This is a genomic window from Streptomyces sp. NPDC030995, from assembly GCF_055571215.1.
On the sequence record NZ_JBVIFS010000017.1, the window covers coordinates 34113 to 54224 of the forward strand.

A 20112-nucleotide genomic window follows, 5' to 3' on the forward strand; every position below is an offset into this window, starting at 1 on the left:
AAGCAGGAACGGCCCTGAATACCCGCCTCGACCACCGCAACCCCCTCGTGTTCGACACGCACGAGCTGGGTCGGCGTCCTGGTGCCATGCAGCGGCTGTCCCGCGAGATCGCGGCACCGGCGGACCTCGGTCTCGTCGGCGTCATCGGAGTGCCGGAAGGCGCCCCGCTGAAGCTCAACCTCCGCATGGAGTCGGTCATGGAAGGGGTGCTTGTCACAGGCACCGCCCGTGCGTCGGCCGTGGGGGAGTGCGTAAGGTGTCTGGAGGCCGTCGAGCGCGAGCTCAAGGCGGACTTCCAGGAGATGTTCTCGTACCCTGACGCCGACGACCGGAGCCGCTCAAAGGCGGAGCCGGCCGACGACGCCGAGGACGACGAGGACACGCTCTTCCTCGAGGACGGTTTGTTCGACCTCGAACCCGTGCTGCGCGACGTGGTGGTGCTCGCACTGCCGCTGCAGCCGGTGTGCCGGGAGGACTGTCTCGGACTGTGCCCCGATTGCGGGCTCAGCCTGAACGACGACCCGGACCACCACCATGACGCCGTCGACATCCGTTGGGCGGCATTGCAAGGACTCGTCGTGACCGATCAGGACGACGAGAAGGACAACATGAGCGGCACTGCCTCTGACGGAGTTCAGGGCGCCGCCGAGAAGCAGGAGAAGTAGCCGTGGCTGTTCCGAAGCGGAAGATGTCGCGCAGCAACACGCGCCACCGCCGGTCGCAGTGGAAGGCTGCGGTCCCCACCCTGGTTTCGTGTGAGCGTTGCCAGGAGCCGAAGCTCCAGCACATTGCGTGCCCGAGCTGCGGCACCTACAACAAGCGCCAGGTCCTCGAGGTCTGAGCGGCTGGTGAGAGGCGCAATGTCTGAGCTGTCCAACGCTGAGAAGCAGGCAGACAGTAACAACGCGGCCTCGTCCCACACGCTTCTGGAAGGGCGGCTCGGGTATCAACTCGAGTCCGCCCTTCTGGTGCGTGCACTGACCCACCGCTCGTACGCGTACGAGAACGGCGGTCTGCCCACCAACGAACGGCTGGAGTTCCTCGGGGACTCCGTGCTGGGCCTGGTGGTCACGGACACGCTGTACACGACCCACCCGGATCTCCCCGAAGGCCAGCTGGCCAAGCTTCGGGCCGCGGTGGTCAACTCGCGCGCACTGGCGGAGGTCGGGCGCGGCCTCGAACTCGGCTCCTTCATCCGGCTCGGCCGGGGCGAAGAGGGCACGGGCGGCCGGGACAAGGCCTCCATCCTCGCCGACACCCTTGAAGCGGTGATCGGCGCGGTCTACCTCGACCAGGGCCTCGACGCGGCCTCGGAGCTGGTTCACCGGCTCTTCGACCCGCTCATCGAGAAGTCCTCGAACCTCGGGGCCGGCCTGGACTGGAAGACCAGTCTCCAGGAGCTCACGGCGGCCGAAGGTCTTGGCGTACCGGAATACCTGGTCACCGAGACCGGTCCGGACCACGAGAAGACCTTCACTGCTGCCGCTCGCGTCGGTGGTGTCTCGTACGGCACCGGCACCGGCCGCAGCAAGAAGGAAGCGGAACAGCAGGCTGCGGAGTCCGCCTGGCGCGGGATCCGTGCCGCGGCGGACGAGCGGATCGCGGCGGCTGCCGTTGCCGCCGCCGCTCCGGCCGAGGCCCCGGCTCCGGCCGAGGCCGAGGACGGCGGGGTGCCGACTCCCGCCGACCCGGCGCCGGACGCCTGACCCTTCCTTCGGGATTTCCCCGCCCGCCCCTGCCTCGCAGGGGCGGGCGGTCCTGTTCACCCGATCCGCACCCCACCGGAGGTACCCCGTGCCCGAGCTGCCCGAAGTAGAAGTCGTGCGGCGGGGACTGGAGCGCTGGGTGGCCGGGCGGACCGTCGAGGCCGTGGAGGTCCTGCACCCGCGGGCCGTACGGCGTCATCCCGGCGGCGGGGCCGACTTCGCGGCGCGGCTGCGCGGGGAGACCATCGGCGTCCCGCAGCGCCGCGGCAAGTACCTGTGGCTGCCCCTGGAAGGGCGGGACCTGTCCGTGCTCGGGCACCTCGGGATGAGCGGACAGCTGCTGGTACAGCCGCAGGACGCCCCGGACGAGAAGCACCTGCGGATCCGGGTGCGGTTCGACGACGAGGCCGGCACCGAGCTGCGCTTCGTGGACCAGCGGACCTTCGGAGGGCTCTCCTTGCACGAGAACACCCCCGAGGGGCTGCCCGACGTCATCGCGCACATCGCGCGGGACCCCCTGGACCCGCTCTTCGACGAGGTGGCCTACCACCTCGCGCTGCGCGCCAAGCGGAGCACCGTCAAGCGGGCGCTGCTGGACCAGTCCCTGATCAGCGGGGTCGGCAACATCTACGCGGACGAGGCGCTGTGGCGCGCCAAGCTGCACTACGAGCGCCCGACGGCCAACCTCACGCGCCCCCGGAGCGCGGAACTCCTCGGCCATGTCCGGGACGTCATGAACGCCGCTCTCGCCGTCGGCGGCACCAGCTTCGACAGCCTGTACGTCAACGTGAACGGGGAGTCGGGGTACTTCGACCGCTCGCTCGACGCCTACGGGCGCGAGGACGAGCCCTGCCGGCGTTGCGGTACGCCGATGCGGCGCCGGCCGTGGATGAACCGGTCGAGCTACTTCTGCCCGCGCTGTCAGCGGCCGCCGCGCGTCCCGTCGTAGGACTCCCGGGCGGTCAGCACCACCGGCATGTTCCCCTCCAGGCAGTGGATGAGCGCGAGCAGCCGGTCCGCGACCTCGATGCCGAGCGGGGTCAGTTCGTAGTCGACGCGCGGCGGGTTCGTCGGCTGCGCCTCGCGGTGGACGATGCCGTCGCGCTCCAGCGCGTGCAGGGTCTGGGAGAGCATCTTCTCGCTGACGCCCTCCACCCGGCGGCGCAGCTCGTTGAAGCGGCACGAGCCTTCGCGCAGCGCGCCCACGGTCAGGCTGCCCCAGCGTCCCGTGACGTGCTCCAGCGTTTCCCGGGACGGGCAGGCGCGCGCGAACACGTCGAACGGCAGGTCGGATGCGGCCGCTTCGGTACAGGCAGGGGTCTCCATGACTCAAGCGTACCTCCAGGCAGCGCTAACTCACAGCTTGCGCTTTCGAAAAGTTAGTGCTTCTCTTTCTCTCGTCGCCCCACGTTCCGTGCAGCGGCGAGAGTTCTTCCGAGGAGAGATCAGCCATGTCCGGTACCACGCACACCCCCGTCGTCTCGATCGCCTACCACTCCGGATACGGCCACACCGCGGTCATCGCCGAAGCCGTCCGGGGCGGCGCCCTCGACGCCGGCGCGACCGTCCACCTGATCAAGGTCGACGAGATCGACGACGCGCAGTGGGAGCTGCTCGACGCCTCCGACGCGATCGTCTTCGGCTCCCCGACCTACATGGGCACCGCCTCCGGCGCCTTCCACGTCTTCGCCGAGGCCACCTCGAAGCGCTGGTTCGGCGACGTCTGGCAGGACAAGGTGGCCGCCGGCTTCACGAACTCCGGTTCCAAGAGCGGCGACAAGCTGAACACCCTGCAGTACTTCCAGACGCTGGCCTCGCAGCACGGCATGAGCTGGATCAGCCTGGGTCTGAAGCCGGGCTGGAACTCCAGCACGGCCTCCGAGAACGACCTCAACCGCCTGGGCTTCTTCTCCGGCGCGGCCGCCCAGTCCAACAACGACGAGGGTGCGGACGCCGTCCACAAGTCCGACATCGCCACCGCGGAGCACCTGGGCCGCCGCGTGGCCGAGCAGACCCGCATCGTCATCGCGGGCCGCGCGGCCCTGGCGGCGTAGGTCCCGTCCGGGGGTAGGTCCCGTCCGGGCGTAGGGCCCGTCGTTCAGTCGGGCCCTAGAAGCCGAAGTCCTGGGTCCACCAGGGGCCGCCGGCGGCGAAGTGGGCGCCGACGCCCAGGGTGCGGAACTCGCAGTTGAGAATGTTCGCCTTGTGGCCCGGGCTGTTCATCCAGGCCTTCATCACGGCCTCGGCGTCGCCCTGGCCGCGGGCTATGTTCTCGCCGCCGAGACCCGAGAGGCCGGCCTTGGAGGCGCGGTCCCACGGGCTGTTGCCGTCGGGGTCGGTGTGGCTGAAGAAGCCGCGGGTGGCCATGTCCTTGCTGAAGGCTCCGGCCAGCGCCGCGAGCGGCGGATTGGCCCGGACCGGACCGCAGCCGGCCTGTGCGCGCTCCTGGTTCACCAGGGCGAGTACGGCGGCCTCCTCCGCGGAGTGACCGTCCCCGGCCGGCGGGGCCGCGGGGGTGACCCGGGAGGGAGCCGGGGCCGGGCTGCGCTGCGGGGCCTTGGTGGAGGGGGCGGGCGCGGCCGAGGGCGAGGCGCTCGGCGAGGCGGACACGGACGCGGACGCGGAGGGGCTCGGCGAGGCCGACGGCGAAGGGGAGGCCGACGGGGACGGGGAGGCGGAGCCCGCGCCGGTACTCGCGGAGGCGCGGCCGGCCAGGTTGGCGAGGCCGCCCTGCTGCTCCAGGGCGCCGTCGGGGCTGGGCGAGGGCTTCGCCTTGGCCTCCGTCGTACGGCCGGCGCTCGTCGCGTCGACGCCTACATAGGGGAACGAGCTGCCGACCGGCACCATGCCGGTGGTGACGGCCGCCGTGCCGAGGGCCACGGCCACCGAGACGCCCAGCAGGCCGGTGCGCAGGGCGGTGCCGCGCTTGCCGCCGCGGCGCGGCGCGGCGTGGAGTCGGTGGCGTCCCATCGGAGTCGTGCCTTCCTTGCCGGATCAAGATCATCCTTTACTCACCCAAATGGGTGAGTTCATTGGTGCGCGACTGTACGCCATGGGGCCAGGGGGCGATGTGCCCCGAAAGTGTTTGCCCCGTTAGCGTTCACGCATGAATGAAGATGTCCGTCTGACCGCCTGGGTGCGCGGCCGTGTACAAGGAGTGGGCTTCCGATGGTTCACCAGGGAGAACGCTCTGGAGATCGGGGGAGTCGTAGGCTTCGCGCTCAACCTCGACGACGGGCGAGTACAGGTGGTGGCCGAAGGTCAACGTGAGAATTGCCACCGGCTGCTCGACTGGCTGCGCTCCGCCGACACGCCCGGCCGGGTGGACGGGGTGACAGAGATCTGGGGCACACCGCGCGGTGGCTACGACGGGTTCGCGATGCGGTGACGGATCGACTGATCATGCACTCATCACACCTCTGACCGTCCGCACGTGGTCGGAACTGGGCATTCGTCGCCGACGCGTTGCCGACGCGGACGATCCGTGGAAGGCTCGGATATGAGGATGATCTCCACGCCCGCTGCGAGGGCCGGGGTGCCCGCCGATACGGGGCGTGATCGTGTTGACCGTCAAACTTTTTGGTGAGACGCTGGAAGCCCCGCGCACCTGAGCTGTTTGGCAGTGTTGACAGTAGTAAGCGCAGTGACTGTCAGTCGCTGTCGGACATCCGCGGGTGCGATTCCCTCACGACCCACACCGCTTCGGTCGGTCACTCAGTGTGGAGGACCATCCATCATGGCAAAGGCGCTTCTCGGTTACGTCGGCGGTTCCGATCCGCGACTCCTCGCCGAGATGCGACGGCTTCAGCAGCGCGTCCAGGACCTTGAGTCCGAGCTCGTACGGATTCAGTCCGAAAATGACGCGCTGAACGCGGCCGCCGCTCAGCACGACGGAGACTCGCTGCTGGACAGCATCGACATCGACGTACCCCAGGCGGAGCCTGCGCTCACCTGATCCGCTCTACCCGTCGCTCGAATCCAGCCCAGCATGATCTGCAAGGGACGCTCCGGCGTCCCTTCTTTCTTGCACCCTGCCTCGGTCCTGCCCTGGCCCGGTCCTTCTCCTGGCCCTTCCCCTGGTCCCTCCCCGGCCGCCGCGCCGCGGAGGGACCAGGGGGCCAGGTGGGGGGCGTGAATCCTTTAGCGTCAGTTGTGCCCTGCACCTTCATGGGTGAAACAGAACGCGAAAGGTAGAGTCCGGCGGCGTGCACCTCAAGTCCCTGACCCTGCGCGGATTCAAATCCTTTGCTTCCGCCACCACCCTGCGCTTCGAACCCGGCATCACGTGTGTCGTGGGTCCGAACGGCTCCGGCAAGTCCAACGTGGTGGACGCGCTGTCCTGGGTCATGGGCGAACAAGGGGCCAAATCCCTGCGCGGCGGGAAGATGGAAGACGTCATCTTCGCCGGCACCACGGGCCGGCCGCCGCTCGGCCGCGCCGAGGTGTCGCTGACGATCGACAACTCCGACGGCGCGCTGCCCATCGACTACGCCGAAGTCACCATCACCCGGATCATGTTCCGCGGCGGCAGCAGCGAGTACCAGATCAACGGTGACACCTGCCGCCTGCTCGACATCCAGGAACTGCTCTCCGACTCCGGCATCGGCCGCGAGATGCACGTCATCGTCGGCCAGGGCCAGCTGGACTCCGTACTGCACGCCGATCCCATGGGACGCCGCGCCTTCATCGAGGAAGCGGCGGGCGTCCTGAAGCACCGCAAGCGCAAAGAGAAGGCGCTGCGGAAGCTGGACGCGATGCAGGCCAATCTGGCGCGCGTACAGGACCTGGGCGACGAGCTGCGGCGCCAGCTCAAGCCCCTGGGCCGGCAGGCGGCGGTCGCCCGGCGGGCGGCCGTGATCCAGGCGGACCTGCGCGACGCGCGGCTGCGGCTGCTCGCCGACGACCTGGTCGTACTGCGACGCGCGCTCGACGCGGAGGTCGCGGACGAGGCGGCGCTGAAGGAACGCAAGGAAGCCGCCGAGGCGCAGCTCGCGGGCGCGCTGCGGCGCGAAGCGGAGCTGGAGGAAGCGGTACGGGAGCTCGCGCCGCGGCTGCAGCGGGCGCAGCAGACCTGGTACGAGCTGTCGCAGCTCGCCGAACGGGTCCGGGGGACCGCGTCCCTGGCGGACGCGCGGGTGAAGAGCGCGACGGCTCCGGTGGAGGAGGAACGGCGGGGCCGTGATCCCGAGGACATGGAGCGGGAGGCCGAGCGGATCCGCGAGCAGGAGGCGGAACTGACGGCGGCTCTGGAGGCGGCCTCGCACGCCCTGGAGGACACCTCCGCGCACCGGGCCGAGCTGGAGCGGGCGCTGGCCGAGGAGGAGCGGCGGCTGCGGGACGCCGCCCGGGCCATCGCCGACCGGCGCGAGGGACTGGCCCGGCTGACCGGGCGCCTCGGCGCGGCCCGCTCCCGGGCGGGTGCGGCCCAGGCCGAGATCGACCGGCTCGTCGCGGCGCGGGACGAGGCGGAGGTACGGGCCGCTGCGGCGCAGGCCGAGTACGAGGCGCTGGCGGACGAGGTCGGCGGGCTCGACGACCCGTCGGCGGACGCCGACCACGAGGCCGCGCGGGCGGAGCTGACGGCGGCGGAGGCGGGCCTGTCGGCCGCGCGGGACGCCCTGTCCGCGGCCGAGCGCTCGCGGGCGGCGGTGTCGGCGCGACGGGACGCGCTGGCGCTGGGGCTGCGCCGCAAGGACGGTACGGGGGCGCTGCTCGCGGCACGGGAGCGGCTGGCGGGGCTGCTGGGACCGGCGGCGGAGCGGCTGTCGGTGACCCCGGGATACGAAGCGGCCGTGGCCGCGGCGCTGGGCTCGGCGGCGGACGCGCTGGCGGTGGCCTCCCCGGGGGCGGCGGCCGAGGCGATCCGCCACCTCCGCACCACGGACGCCGGCCGCGCCACCCTCCTGATCACCCCGCCCCACCCCACACCCCCCACCGGCCCGCCTCCCCTCCCGGGCCAGGCTCTGGCCCCCGCCGGGTCGACTGCCCTGCCGGGGCAGGCCTCGGACCGTGCAGCGTCGGCTGACCTGCCAGGGCAAAGTTCGGGTCCCATGTCGGTCGCGGCTGCGGAGGGTTCGGCTTCCGCCGGGCTGTCGGCCGCCGAGCACGCGGGGTCGGCCGCCCTGGCGGGGCGCAGCCCGAGTCCTGTGTCGGCGGCGGTCACAGAGACCCCGGCTGGGGACGGGCCGTCGACCGCGGGCCCCGGCGGGGGAGCCTTCCCGCACCCCGCCGCTCCCGGCGACCGGGCTCCGCACCATCCAGCCCCTCCGGCGTTTGAGGAGCGGGGTCCGGGGCGGAGCCCCGGCAGTGGACCCGCGGGTGAAGCCACCGGCGTCCCCGCCGCCACCCTGGTCGGCGGGGACGCCGAGGCGCGGCGAGCCGTCGGCTGGGTGCTGCGCGACCACGTCGTGGTGGGAACCCTCGACGAGGCCCAGGCGCTCGTCGCACAACGGCCCGACGTGGTGGCCGTGACCCTGGAGGGGGACGTGCTCGGCGCGCACCTCGCGCACGGCGGCTCCGCGGGCGCGCCCAGCCTGATCGAGGTGCAGGCCGCCGTCGACGAGGCGGCGGGGGAGCTGGCCCGGTTGGGCGTGCGCTGCCAGGAGCTGGACGAGGCCCAGGCGGCCGCCCGCACGAGGCGGCAGGACGTGGCCGCCCGGGTCGAGGAGCTCGCCGAGCGGCGGCGCGCCGCGGAACGGGCCCGGGCCGGGGTCGCCCAGCAGCTCGGGCGGCTCGCCGGGCAGGCGAAGGGGGCCGCCGGCGAAGCCGAGCGCGGCGCCGCCGCCGCAGCCAAGGCACAGGACGCGCTGGAGCAGGCGCTGGCCGACGTAGCGGAGTGCGCGGAAAGACTCGCGACCGCCGAGGAGATGCCGGCGGAGGAGGAGCCGGACAGCTCCCGGCGGGATCGGCTCGCGGCCGACGGGGCCAACGCCCGGCAGACCGAGATGGAGGCCCGGCTGCAGCTCAGGACCCATGAGGAGCGGGTCAAGGGGCTGGCCGGACGCGCGGATTCCCTCGACCGCGCGGCCAGGGCCGAGCGCGAGGCCCGGGCCCGCGCCGAGCGGCGCCGGGCACGGCTGCGGCACGAGGCGGAGGTGGCCAGGGCGGTGGCCGACGGCTCTCGGCAGCTCCTCGCGCACGTGGAGGTCTCGCTCCGCAGGTCCGAGGAGGAGCGCGCCCTGGCCGAACACGCCAAGGGCCTGCGCGAGCGGGAGCTCGGCGAGGCGAGGAACCACGGGCGCGAGCTGAAGGGGGAGCTCGACAAGCTCACCGACTCCGTCCACCGCGGCGAGGTGCTCGGCGCCGAGCAGCGGCTGCGCATCGAGGCGCTGGAGACCAAGGCGCTGGAGGAGTTCGGCATGGAGGCCGCCGGGCTCGTCGCCGAGTACGGGCCCGACCAGCCGGTTCCCCCGTCCCCGTCCGCGGACGGCGAGGCCCCGGACATGAGCGGCTCCACCGTGGGGCCCGAGGATCCGGAGCACCCCCGCAACCGGCCCGGTCCCTTCGTGCGGGCCCAGCAGGAGAAGCGGCTCAGGGCGGCCGAGCGCGCCTACCAGCAGCTCGGCAAGGTCAACCCGCTCGCGCTGGAGGAGTTCGCGGCGCTGGAGGAGCGCCACCAGTTCCTCAGCGAGCAGCTGGAGGATCTCCGTAAGACCCGGGCCGACCTCCTTCAAGTGGTGAAGGAGGTCGACGAGCGCGTCGAGCAGGTCTTCACCGAGGCGTACCGGGACACGGCCCGGGAGTTCGAGGGGGTGTTCTCGCGGCTGTTCCCCGGCGGCGAGGGCCGGCTGATCCTGACCGACCCCGACAACATGCTGACCACCGGCGTCGACGTGGAGGCCCGCCCGCCGGGCAAGAAGGTCAAGCGGCTGTCGCTGCTGTCCGGCGGCGAGCGCTCGCTGACCGCCGTGGCCCTGCTGGTGTCCATCTTCAAGGCGCGCCCCAGCCCGTTCTACGTGATGGACGAGGTCGAGGCCGCGCTCGACGACACCAACCTGCAGCGGCTGATCCGGATCATGGAGGAGCTCCAGGAGAGCTCGCAGCTGATCGTCATCACGCACCAGAAGCGGACGATGGAGGTCGCCGACGCGCTCTACGGCGTGTCGATGCAGGGAGACGGGGTCTCCAAGGTCATCAGTCAGCGCCTCCGCTGACGGCGACGGCCTCGACACTCCCCGACAGCCCACACCACTTCAAGAAGTGAATTCAGGAGAGCCGCCCCTCGCGTCACGTGAACTTCACGCCAGGTATTGACTTCAGGAAATGAACGCATAGGCTCGCTCCGCTGTCCCCGGTCTTCGAGTGGTGCCCGATCTTGACCTGTGCGCCACTGGGAGGACGGACGAACCCCCCCACGGAGCACACCTTGACCAGCAGCACAGCGCAGGCGCCGGCGCCCGGCGGCGGATCCAAGCCGCACCCCGACCACCTCGGCCACGTCATCTTCATCACCGCGGCCGCGGCCATGGGCGGCTTCCTCTTCGGGTACGACAGCTCCGTGATCAACGGCGCCGTCGTCGCGATCCGCGACCGGTTCGAGGTCGGCTCGGAGGCGCTCGCCCAGGTGATCGCCGCCGCGCTGATCGGCTGCGCGCTCGGTGCGGCGACCGCGGGCCGCCTCGCCGACCGGATCGGCCGGATCCGCTGCATGCAGATCGCCGCCGCCCTCTTCACGGCGAGCGCCGTCGGCTCGGCCCTCCCCTTCGCCCTGTGGGACCTCGCCCTGTGGCGCGTGATCGGCGGCTTCGGCATCGGCATGGCCTCCGTCATCGGCCCCGCCTACATCGCCGAGGTGTCCCCGCCCGCCTACCGCGGCCGGCTCGCCTCCTTCCAGCAGGCCGCCATCGTCATCGGCATCGCCATCTCCCAGCTCGTCAACTGGGGCATCCTGAACCTCGCCGACGGCGACCAGCGCGGCACGCTCGCCGGCCTGGAGGCCTGGCAGTGGATGCTCGGCGTCATGGTCGTCCCGGCCGTGCTCTACGGGCTGATGTCCTTCGTCATCCCGGAGTCCCCCCGCTTCCTGATCTCCGTCGGCCGCACCGACGACGCCAAGAAGGTGCTGAGCGAGGTCGAGGGCGCGCACACCGACCTCGACGGCCGCGTCGCCGAGATCGAGCTGGCGATGCGCTCCGAGCACAAGTCCACCTTCAAGGACCTGCTCGGCGGCCGCTTCGGCCTGCTGCCCATCGTCTGGATCGGCATCGGCCTCTCCGTCTTCCAGCAGCTCGTCGGCATCAACGTGATCTTCTACTACAGCTCCTCGCTGTGGCAGTCCGTCGGCATCGACCCGACCAGCTCGTTCCTGTACTCCTTCACCACGTCGATCATCAACATCATCGGCACGGTGATCGCGATGATCTTCGTGGACCGGATCGGCCGCAAGCCGCTCGCCCTCATCGGCTCCGCGGGCATGGCCGTCTCCCTCGGCCTCGCCGCGTGGGCGTTCTCGTACAAGGAGGGCACGGGCGACGCCATCCACATGCCCGACACCCAGGGCACGATCGCGCTGATCGCCGCGCACTCCTTCGTGCTCTTCTTCGCCCTGTCCTGGGGCGTGGTGGTCTGGGTGCTGCTCGGCGAGATGTTCCCCAACCGCATCCGGGCCGCCGCGCTCGGTGTCGCCGCCGCGGCCCAGTGGGTCGCCAACTGGGTCATCACCGTCTCGTTCCCGACGCTCTCGGACTGGAACCTGTCCGGCGCGTACGTCATCTACACGGTCTTCGCCCTGCTCTCGATCCCCTTCATCCTCAAGTGGGTGCCGGAGACCAAGGGCAAGGCGCTGGAGGAGATGGGGTAACCACCCCCGCCAACACCCCTTCTCCTCGATACTGCCCCGGCTCAGTCCTTGAGCCGGGGCAGTACCTGTTCGCACAGCAGGTGCAGGCTGCGCCAGCCCTCGTCCAGGGGCATCCCGCCGCACAGCGGGTGCAGGACCAGGTTCCCCGCCTCGCCGGCGCCCCGGCCGTACGCGACCGCCTCGTCCGGGGTGAGGATCCGGTACACGCCCTCCGCGCGCAGTTCCGCCACCGAGCGCGCGGCCGACCGTACGGCGCTGCGGATGTCCTTGGACTGCCAGGACGCGTACATGCCCGCCTCGTGCAGGAAGTGCTCGCCGTGCTCGGCCCAGACCCGGTCCGGGTCCTCCGCGATGTGCAGCAGCGGGGTCTCGGCCGCCGGCATCATGCAGAAGCCCTCCGTGCCGTACTCGGCGAGCTTCGCGTGGTAGTACGCCTCCAGCTCGGGCAGGTGCGCGCTGGGGAAGAAGGGCAGCCCGAGCCGGGCCGCGCGGCGGGCCGCCGCCTCGGAGCTGCCGCCGACCAGGAGCAGCGGGTGGGGCTGCGTGAACGGCGTCGGGGTGACCCGTACCGTGCGGCCGCGGAAGGCGAAGGGTTCGCCGGTCCACGCCTTCAGCAGGGTCTCCAGCAGCTCGTCCTGGAGCTTCCCGCGCCGGCCCCACTCCACGCCGTGCTGCTCGTACTCCTCGGGCCGGTAGCCGATGCCCGCGACGGTGACCAGGCGGCCGCCGCTCAGCAGGTCGAGGACGGCGATGTCCTCGGCCACCTTCAACGGGTCGTACAGCGGGCCGATGATCGCCGAGACGGTGACCGCGATCCGGCGGGTGGCGCCGAAGACCGCGCCCGCGAAGGCGAAGGGGGAGGGCAGCCAGTTGTTGGCGGTGCCGTGGTGCTCCTCGGTCTGGATGGTGTCGATCCCGCGGTCGTCCGCGTACCGGGCCATCTCCAGCGCCGCCTTGTAGCGGGCGGAGAGGGACTCGGGGGTGCCGTTCGGGTCGACGAGATTGAACCGGGCCACGGTGATGGGCATGGAGAAGTCCCCCTTCGCCGGGATGTGGGTGTGCGGCGAAGGGGGACGTTAGCTGACGTGGCGTCAGTTGGACAGGTGTCCGGCGAGCTCGGGCTCCTCCGCCGCGGCGGGAGCCGGCTCCGCGGGCGCCGTGCGCGGCAGTACGGCGTACAGCAGGCCCGAGGTCAGGATGCCGGCCGCCCAGCCGAGGCCGTTCTGCCCGATCCACGTGGTGGCGAGCGGCCCGGCGAACCAGTCGACCTTGGTGAACAGCAGCCCCACCACCAGGGCGAGGGCCCACGCGGTCATGGCCTGCCAGGCGAAACCGCCCTTGTACCAGTAGGCGCTGGTCCGCGTGGTGTCCAGCAGCGCGGGGCCGTCGTAGGTCCTGCGGCGCAGCATGTCCACGCCGAAGACGCCGATCCACGCGGAGAAGGCGACGGCCAGCAGGGTCAGGAAGGAGATGAAGGAGCCGAAGAAGCTCGTCGCGACCACCATCAGCAGGAAGCCGAAGACCAGGCTGATGATCGCGTTGACGCTGACCGCCCAGGCGCGCGGGACCTTGATGCCGAGGGTCTGCGCGGTGAAGCCGGCCGAGTACATGGACATCGAGTTGATCAGCAGCATGCCGACCAGTGCGATGAGCAGGTACGGGACGGCGAGCCAGATCGGCAGCAGCTCGCCGATGAAGGAGACCGGGTCCTGGGCGGTGGCCAGGTCCGGGGTGCCGACCGCCATGACCGCGCCCATCAGGACCATCGGCAGCACGACCACGCCGGCGCCGCCGATCGTCGCGCCGACCATGCCCTTGGAGGAGGCGGTGCGCGGCAGGTAGCGGGTGAAGTCGGGGCCCGAGGGCACCCAGCTGATGCCGCCGGCCGCGATGGTGCCGATGCCCGCGACCATCATCGCGGTGGAGCCGGCCGGCTTGCCGAAGACGGCGGACCAGTCGGTGGTGAAGACCAGGTACGCGAGGACCAGCACGCTGAAGGCGCCGAATAGGTAGGTGGACCACTTCGAGCAGACGCGCAGCGCCTTGATGCCGAGGCCCGAGACCACGAAGGTGCAGCCCACGAAGAAGAGCAGGGTGACCACGATGAGGGCGGTGTTGCTCTTGATGCCGAAGAGGAGGTCGAGCACCGTCAGGACGGCATAGGCGCCGCTGACCGCGTTGATGGTCTCCCAGCCCCACCGGGCCACCCAGATCAGGGCGCCCGGGAAGAGGTTCCCGCGCTGTCCGAACACGGCCCGCGAGAGGGCCATGCCCGGAGCGCCACCGCGCTTTCCGGCGATCGAGATCAGGCCGACGATCCCGTACGAGAGCACCGGCGCGGCGATCGCGACGACGAGCACCTGCCAGATGTTCAGCTTGTTGAAGATCACCAGGCCCGCCCCCATGGTCAGCAGCAGCACGCTGATGTTGGCGGCGACCCAGGTGGGGACGAGCTCGCGGACCCGGCCGCCGCGCTCACTGTCCGGGACGGGCTCCAGGCCGCGGGTCTCGACAGCGGTTTCGTTTCCGCCGTCGGCGGGCTCGGCAGGCATGGGATGGCTCCGTGGGGGAGGGTGCGGGGGAGTCGCCCATCATCATAGATTTACCGCTAAAACCACAAATAGAGTCTTACGTCCCGGTGTGAACGGCCGAGGTCCAAGGTCCGGGCCGCCCGTGGCCGATACTGGTGGGGTTATGGACATCCTCATCCTTGCTGTAGTCATCGCCCTGGTCGCGGTCGGCGTGATCAGCGGGCTCGTGGTCAGCAGCCGCAAGAAGAAGCAGCTGCCCCCGGCACCGTCGAGCACGCCGACCATCACTGCCCCGCCTGCCGAACCGCAGGTGGGGGAGGACGCCGTAGAGACGGCGGAAGAGCCGCGCCGCACGATCGAGGAGGTCGCGCTCCCGGAGGCCGCGGCCCCCGTAGAGGCGCCGGTCGAGCCCGAGGTCCCGGCCGCGCCCGAGATCGAGGTGCCCGAGCCCACCGCCGGGCGCCTGGTCCGGCTGCGCGCCCGGCTCGCCCGGTCGCAGAACTCCCTCGGCAAGGGGCTGCTCACGCTGCTCTCGCGGGAGCACCTCGACGAGGACACCTGGGAGGAGATCGAGGAGACCCTCCTCATCGCCGACGTGGGTGTCGTGCCGACCCAGGAGCTCGTCGACCGGCTCCGCGAGCGGGTCAAGGTGCTCGGCACCCGCACCCCGGCGGACCTGCGCGCCCTGCTCAAGGAGGAACTGCTGACCCTGGTCGGCACCGACTTCGACCGCGCCGTGAAGACGGAGAGCGGCGAGGACACCCCCGGCGTGATCATGGTCGTCGGAGTCAACGGCACCGGCAAGACCACCACCACCGGCAAGCTGGCCCGGGTGCTCGTCGCCGACGGCCGCAGCGTGGTGCTCGGCGCGGCCGACACCTTCCGTGCCGCCGCCGCCGACCAGCTCCAGACCTGGGGCGACCGCGTCGGCGCCCGTACCGTGCGCGGCCCCGAGGGCGGCGACCCGGCCTCGATCGCCTACGACGCGGTCAAGGAGGGCATCGCCGAGGGCGCCGACGTGGTGCTCATCGACACCGCCGGCCGCCTGCACACCAAGACCGGCCTCATGGACGAGCTCGGCAAGGTCAAGCGCGTCGTGGAGAAGCACGGCCCGCTGGACGAGATCCTGCTGGTCCTGGACGCCACCACCGGGCAGAACGGCCTGACCCAGGCCCGGGTCTTCGCCGAGGTCGTGGACATCACCGGCATCGTGCTGACGAAGCTCGACGGCACGGCCAAGGGCGGCATCGTCGTCGCCGTCCAGCGCGAACTGGGCGTCCCGGTCAAGCTCATCGGCCTCGGCGAGGGCCCGGACGACCTGGCCCCGTTCGAGCCGGAGGCGTTCGTGGACGCCCTGATCGGCGACTGAGCGCAGCCTCGACCGAGCGCAGCCTGAACGGACACCAGTGCCCCCGCTTTCCCACCGGAACGCGGGGGCACCGTCACGCGTACGGGGCTACCGGCGGAAGCGGTGGCAGAGGTAGGCGAGGGTGCCCAGCAGCAGCCGGGCCTGCGGCGGGCCCCCGGCGGAGTCGAGCGCGGGCGGCCGCAGCCAGGCCACCTGGCCGAGCCCGGCCCGGTCGGAGGGCGGGGCCGTGACGAAGTCCCCCGGGCCCAGCGCCCGCAGGTCGAGGTCCGCGTCGTCCCAGCCCATCCGGTACAGCAGCTGCGGCAGCTCGGCCGCGGCGCCCGGGGCCACGAAGAACTGGGCCCGGCCGTCCGGGGTCACGATGACCGGCCCCAGCGGCAGGCCCATCCGCTCCAGCCGCACCAGCGCGCGGCGCCCGGCCTCCTCGGCGACCTCGATGACGTCGAAGACGCTGCCCACGGGCAGCAGCACCGCCGCGCCCGGGTACTCGCCCCAGGCCTCGGTGACCTCGTCCAGGGTGGCCCCGGCCTTGACCGTGGGGGCGAAGGGCAGTGGGTGCGCCCCGGGGGCCGCGCACCGCGCGTCACCGCAGGAGCAGTCGCGGGTGGGCGCCGCGGCGCGGGCACCGGGGACCACGTCCCAGCCCCACAGCCCGGTGTACTCCGCCACCGTCGTGCAGTCCGAGGTCCGGCCGCGGCGCCGGATGCCGGAACGGAACTCCTTGGTGCTGCGGCTGCCGCCGATCGTGAAGCCCATGCCCATGCCCCCTCCAACGGGTCGGACGCGCCGGTGGTTACGAAGTCGGCCGGACTCCCCGGCTGCTGCGGGGAGGTGGCCCCGGCTGACGGCGGTCCGCCCGGTGTCCCTCCGCTGCCCGGCGCACTCCTCGCCGCGCGCGCCCCGAGCGCACTCCAGTCCAACCAATCCGTTTTCACCTTGGTGTCAAGTGAATCGCGCCTGGCCGGTGGCGAGTTCATTCGAAGGGGTGGCGAATGGTGGCGTTTCTGGAGTCGACCTCGCCGAAGGGGTGATCGTAGGATTACTTTCGGTACACGAAGCCCGAAGGCAAACCCATCCGTGGGTATGCCGGAGGCAATACGTGAAGGACCTGTGAAGGTCCGTGGCGGCGCCCGGCGCCCGAGCCAGGGTTTCGTGAGGAAGAGGCTGAGCGGATGGGGGCGTTCCAGTGAGCGGCAACGGCGCAAGCGGAACGATCGAGGACGCTGCTGCGCGCAACGATCAGCTGACCTCGTGGTTCGTCCGCAGCGGTTGGTCCAAGGGCGAACTCGCCCGTCAGGTCAACCGCCGCGCGCGTCAGATGGGCGCGCACCACATCAGCACGGACACCTCCCGGGTGCGCCGCTGGCTCGACGGCGAACAGCCCCGCGAGCCCGTCCCGCGCATCCTCTCCGAGCTGTTCTCCGAGCGCTTCGGCTCCGTCGTCGCCATCGAGCAGCTCGGCCTGCGCACCGCCCACCAGACCCCCTCGGTCTCCGGCGTCGACCTGCCCTGGGCCGGCCCGCAGACCGTCGAGCTGCTCGGCGAGTTCTCCCGCAGCGACCTGATGCTGGCCCGCCGCGGCTTCCTCGGGACCTCGCTCGCCCTGTCCGCCGGCCCCGCCCTCATCGAGCCCATGCAGCGCTGGCTCGTCCCCGTCCCGGCCGCCGACCTGGGACCACGGGAGGTGGGGGTCCCCCCAGCGGAGCGAGGGGGAGGGCCGACGGGCGCCCTCGGCGGCCACCGCCCGCCCCGGCTCTCCACGCCGGAGCTCGACCTCCTCGACGACACGACGGTCATGTTCCGCCAGTGGGACGCCCAGTGCGGGGGCGGACTGCGCCGCAAGGCCGTCGTGGGCCAGCTCCACGAGGTCACCGACCTGCTCCAGGAGGACCACCCCGCCCCGGTGATGAAGCGGCTCTTCAAGGTCGCCGCCGAACTGGCCGAACTGGCCGGGTGGATGAGCTACGACATCGGCCTGCACCCCACCGCGCAGAAGTACTTCGTCCTCGCGCTGCACGCCGCCAAGGAGGGCGGGGACAAGCCGCTCGGTTCGTACATCCTCTCCAGCATGAGCCGCCAGATGATCCACCTGGGCCGCCCCGAGGACGCGCTGGAACTGATCCACCTCGCGCAGTACGGCAGCCGCGACTGCGCCGGCCCGCGCACCCAGGCCATGCTGTATGCGATGGAGGCCCGCGCGTACGCCAACATGGGCCAGCCCAGCCGCTGCAAGCGGGCCGTGCGGATGGCCGAGGACACCTTCTCCGACGTCGGCTTCGGCGGCGAGCCCGAACCCGACTGGATCCGCTTCTTCTCCGAGGCGGAGCTGAACGGCGAGAACTCCCACTCGTACCGGGACCTGGCCTACGTCGCCGGGCGCAGCCCCACGTACGCCTCCCTCGCCGAGCCGGTCATGGAACGGGCCGTCGAGCTCTTCGAGAAGGATGAGGAGCACCAGCGCTCGTACGCCCTCAACCTCATCGGCATGGCCACCGTGCACCTGCTCCAGCGCGAGCCCGAACAGGCCGCCGTCCTCGTCGACCGGGCCCTGGACGTGGCGGGAAAGGTGCGGTCCGAACGGGTGAACACCCGGCTGCGCAAGACCGTCGACGCCGCCGCCCGTGAGTACGGCGACGTCGCCGAGGTGGTCCGGCTCACCGACCACCTCGCCTCCCGGCTCCCGGAAGCCGCGGAGGCCGTCTGACGGCCCGAGCGGCCGCCCCCTAGGCCCCGGCCGCGGCAGTCACCCCGTGAAGCCCGATCAGGCTCCCCCAGCCAGGACACTCCGGGTACTGCCGCGGCCGGTTTTCATGAACCACTCGTTCATGGACGCGTAACACGTCCGACCGCTTCGTCATCGGCACGAAACACCGAGCGGCGCCGCCGGAAACCGGCCTGCGCGAATCTCAGGGCCATTAACCGGCCAGTCCAGGCCAGCCCCCCACCAGGCCGGACCCCTTAACGCCGCTCAGGTTTTCACGATCGCCCGCACGCGAACGTACCGACGACGAGGAGACGCCGATGGCATCAGCCATCACGACCCTCGCTGCAGACGCCCCGACGCTGTCTGCCGCGAACACCGGGTTCATGCTCATCTGCTCCGCCCTGGTCATGCTGATGACCCCGGGACTCGCCTTCTTCTACGGAGGCATGGTCCGCGTCAAGAGCAGCCTCAACATGCTGATGATGAGCTTCATCAGCCTCGGGATCGTCACGATCCTCTGGGTCCTCTACGGCTTCAGCCTCGCCTTCGGCACCGACTCCGGCTCGCTCATCGGCTGGAACTCCGACTACGTGGGACTCAGCGGCATCGGGATCACCGAGCTGTGGGACGGCTACACCATCCCGGTCTACGTCTTCGCCGTCTTCCAGCTGATGTTCGCCGTGATCACCCCGGCCCTGATCAGCGGCGCCCTCGCCGACCGCGTGAAGTTCAGCGCCTGGGTCCTGTTCACCGCCCTGTGGGTCACCGTCGTCTACTTCCCCGTCGCCCACTGGGTCTGGGGCGCCGGCGGCTGGCTCTTCGAGCTCGGCGTCATCGACTTCGCGGGCGGCACCGCCGTCCACATCAACGCCGGCGCCGCCGCCCTCGGCGTGATCCTCGTCATCGGCAAGCGCGTCGGCTTCAAGAAGGACCCGATGCGCCCGCACAGCCTCCCGCTCGTGATGCTCGGCGCCGGTCTGCTGTGGTTCGGCTGGTTCGGCTTCAACGCGGGCTCCTGGCTCGGCAACGACGACGGCGTCGGCGCGGTCATGTTCGTCAACACCCAGGTCGCCACCGCCGCCGCCATGCTCGCCTGGCTGGGCTACGAGAAGCTGCGCCACGGCTCCTTCACCACCCTCGGCGCGGCCTCCGGCGCCGTCGCCGGCCTGGTCGCCATCACCCCCGCCGGCGGTGCGGTCAGCCCGCTCGGGGCCATCGCGGTCGGCGCCATCGCCGGTGTGCTCTGCGCCATGGCGGTGGGCCTGAAGTACAAGTTCGGCTTCGACGACTCCCTCGACGTGGTCGGCGTCCACCTCGTGGGCGGTGTCGTCGGCTCCCTGCTCGTCGGCCTCTTCGCCACCGGCGGGGTCCAGTCCGACGTGGCCGGCCTCTTCTACGGCGGCGGCCTGGAGCAGCTCGGCAAGCAGGCCATCGGAGTCTTCTCCGTCCTCGCCTACTCTCTGGTGGCGTCGGCGGTGCTCGCCCTCCTCCTCGACAAGACGATCGGGATGCGGGTCACCGAGGACGACGAGGTCGCCGGCATCGACCAGGTCGAACACGCCGAGACCGCCTACGACTTCAGCGGAGCCGGCGGCGGCGCCGCCTCGCGGAGCACCGCAGTCCCCGCCCCCTCCGCCGCGAGCAAGAAGGTTGACGCATGAAGCTGATCACCGCGATCGTCAAGCCGCACAAGCTGGACGAGATCAAGGAAGCCCTCCAGGCCTTCGGGGTCCAGGGACTCACCGTCACCGAGGCCAGCGGCTACGGCCGCCAGCGCGGCCACACCGAGGTGTACCGCGGCGCCGAGTACCAGGTCGACCTCGTCCCCAAGATCCGCATCGAGGTACTGGTCGACGACTCCGACGCCGAGGAACTGATCCGGGTCATCGTGAGCGCGGCGGCCACCGGCAAGATCGGTGACGGCAAAGTGTGGAGCGTCCCCGTGGACTCGGTCGTACGGGTCCGCACCGGCGAGCGCGGCGCTGACGCGCTCTAGGTGACGG

18 protein-coding genes are annotated in these 20112 nt (G+C 71.3%); 13 read left to right on the forward strand and 5 right to left on the reverse strand.

The window, feature by feature from the left end; genetic code table 11:
• Nucleotides 1-14: 14 nt before the first annotated feature.
• The 4 genes from ACZ45T_RS24125 to mutM all read left to right on the forward strand — a co-directional run bounded on the left by ACZ45T_RS24125 (nt 15) and on the right by mutM (nt 2655).
• Nucleotides 15-665: a YceD family protein gene (locus tag ACZ45T_RS24125; RefSeq protein WP_468444778.1), complete on the forward strand. Its 651-nt coding sequence runs from the start codon at nt 15-17 to the stop codon at nt 663-665.
• A 2-nt stretch (nt 666-667) separates the two neighbouring features.
• Entirely contained in the window at nt 668-841 is a 174-nt protein-coding gene (rpmF, locus tag ACZ45T_RS24130) for a 50S ribosomal protein L32 (RefSeq protein WP_003965982.1), read from the forward strand.
• A gap of 19 nt (nt 842-860) precedes the next feature.
• Entirely contained in the window at nt 861-1706 is an 846-nt protein-coding gene (rnc, locus tag ACZ45T_RS24135; RefSeq protein ID WP_468444567.1) for a ribonuclease III, read from the forward strand.
• Nucleotides 1707-1794: 88 nt separating this feature from the next.
• Nucleotides 1795-2655, forward strand: coding sequence for a bifunctional DNA-formamidopyrimidine glycosylase/DNA-(apurinic or apyrimidinic site) lyase (gene mutM / locus ACZ45T_RS24140; protein WP_468444569.1), 861 nt, complete (start codon nt 1795-1797; stop codon nt 2653-2655).
• Here the strand turns inward: mutM and ACZ45T_RS24145 are convergent.
• Nucleotides 2628-3032, reverse strand: a complete 405-nt coding sequence (locus ACZ45T_RS24145; protein WP_468444571.1) for a winged helix-turn-helix transcriptional regulator — start codon at nt 3030-3032, stop codon at nt 2628-2630. The two genes, mutM and ACZ45T_RS24145, sit on opposite strands and share 28 nt — an antisense overlap.
• A gap of 125 nt (nt 3033-3157) precedes the next feature.
• On the opposite strand from ACZ45T_RS24145, the gene ACZ45T_RS24150 reads away from it, so the two are divergent.
• Nucleotides 3158-3760: a flavodoxin family protein gene (locus ACZ45T_RS24150; RefSeq protein WP_468444573.1), complete on the forward strand. Its 603-nt coding sequence runs from the start codon at nt 3158-3160 to the stop codon at nt 3758-3760.
• 55 nt (nt 3761-3815) lie between these two features.
• Here the strand turns inward: ACZ45T_RS24150 and ACZ45T_RS24155 are convergent, their stop codons facing one another.
• Complete coding sequence (locus ACZ45T_RS24155; protein ID WP_468444575.1) at nt 3816-4676, reverse strand: CAP domain-containing protein; 861 nt, start codon at nt 4674-4676, stop codon at nt 3816-3818.
• Nucleotides 4677-4812: 136 nt separating this feature from the next.
• On the opposite strand from ACZ45T_RS24155, the gene ACZ45T_RS24160 reads away from it, so the two are divergent.
• The 4 genes from ACZ45T_RS24160 (at nt 4813) to ACZ45T_RS24175 (ending at nt 11505) form a co-directional block, all read left to right on the forward strand.
• Nucleotides 4813-5094, forward strand: a complete 282-nt coding sequence (locus ACZ45T_RS24160; protein WP_453371994.1) for an acylphosphatase — start codon at nt 4813-4815, stop codon at nt 5092-5094.
• Nucleotides 5095-5442: 348 nt separating this feature from the next.
• Nucleotides 5443-5661, forward strand: a complete 219-nt coding sequence (locus tag ACZ45T_RS24165) for a hypothetical protein (RefSeq protein ID WP_030032603.1) — start codon at nt 5443-5445, stop codon at nt 5659-5661.
• A gap of 250 nt (nt 5662-5911) precedes the next feature.
• Nucleotides 5912-9859 carry an AAA family ATPase gene (locus ACZ45T_RS24170; RefSeq protein WP_468444578.1) on the forward strand — a complete coding sequence of 1316 codons (3948 nt, stop codon included), beginning with the start codon at nt 5912-5914 and terminating at the stop codon, nt 9857-9859.
• A 212-nt stretch (nt 9860-10071) separates the two neighbouring features.
• Complete coding sequence (locus ACZ45T_RS24175; RefSeq protein WP_468444580.1) at nt 10072-11505, forward strand: sugar porter family MFS transporter; 1434 nt, start codon at nt 10072-10074, stop codon at nt 11503-11505.
• A gap of 41 nt (nt 11506-11546) precedes the next feature.
• Here the strand turns inward: ACZ45T_RS24175 and ACZ45T_RS24180 are convergent, their stop codons facing one another.
• On the reverse strand, nt 11547-12533 hold the full coding sequence (locus tag ACZ45T_RS24180; protein WP_468444582.1) for an LLM class flavin-dependent oxidoreductase: 987 nt from the start codon (nt 12531-12533) through the stop codon (nt 11547-11549).
• Between the two features lie 63 nt (nt 12534-12596).
• The gene (locus ACZ45T_RS24185) at nt 12597-14057 is read right to left on the reverse strand and encodes a cytosine permease (RefSeq protein WP_468444584.1); all 1461 of its coding nucleotides are present in this window, start codon (nt 14055-14057) and stop codon (nt 12597-12599) included.
• A gap of 142 nt (nt 14058-14199) precedes the next feature.
• Here ACZ45T_RS24185 and ftsY point away from each other — a divergent pair, with 142 nt between their 5' ends.
• Nucleotides 14200-15405 carry a signal recognition particle-docking protein FtsY gene (ftsY, locus tag ACZ45T_RS24190; RefSeq protein WP_468444586.1) on the forward strand — a complete coding sequence of 402 codons (1206 nt, stop codon included), beginning with the start codon at nt 14200-14202 and terminating at the stop codon, nt 15403-15405.
• A gap of 87 nt (nt 15406-15492) precedes the next feature.
• On the opposite strand, the gene ACZ45T_RS24195 is transcribed toward ftsY, so the two are convergent.
• On the reverse strand, nt 15493-16161 hold the full coding sequence (locus tag ACZ45T_RS24195) for a bifunctional DNA primase/polymerase (RefSeq protein ID WP_468444588.1): 669 nt from the start codon (nt 16159-16161) through the stop codon (nt 15493-15495).
• Nucleotides 16162-16591: 430 nt separating this feature from the next.
• On the opposite strand from ACZ45T_RS24195, the gene nsdA reads away from it, so the two are divergent.
• The 3 genes from nsdA to ACZ45T_RS24210 all read left to right on the forward strand — a co-directional run bounded on the left by nsdA (nt 16592) and on the right by ACZ45T_RS24210 (nt 20105).
• Complete coding sequence (gene nsdA, locus ACZ45T_RS24200) at nt 16592-18109, forward strand: transcriptional repressor NsdA (protein WP_468444590.1); 1518 nt, start codon at nt 16592-16594, stop codon at nt 18107-18109.
• A 317-nt stretch (nt 18110-18426) separates the two neighbouring features.
• A complete protein-coding gene (locus ACZ45T_RS24205; RefSeq protein WP_468444592.1) occupies nt 18427-19770 on the forward strand; it encodes an ammonium transporter in 1344 nt (447 codons plus the stop codon).
• On the forward strand, nt 19767-20105 hold the full coding sequence (locus ACZ45T_RS24210; protein ID WP_030009357.1) for a P-II family nitrogen regulator: 339 nt from the start codon (nt 19767-19769) through the stop codon (nt 20103-20105). The genes ACZ45T_RS24205 and ACZ45T_RS24210 overlap by 4 nt, the downstream gene beginning before the upstream one ends.
• The last annotated feature ends 7 nt before the right edge of the window (nt 20106-20112 follow it).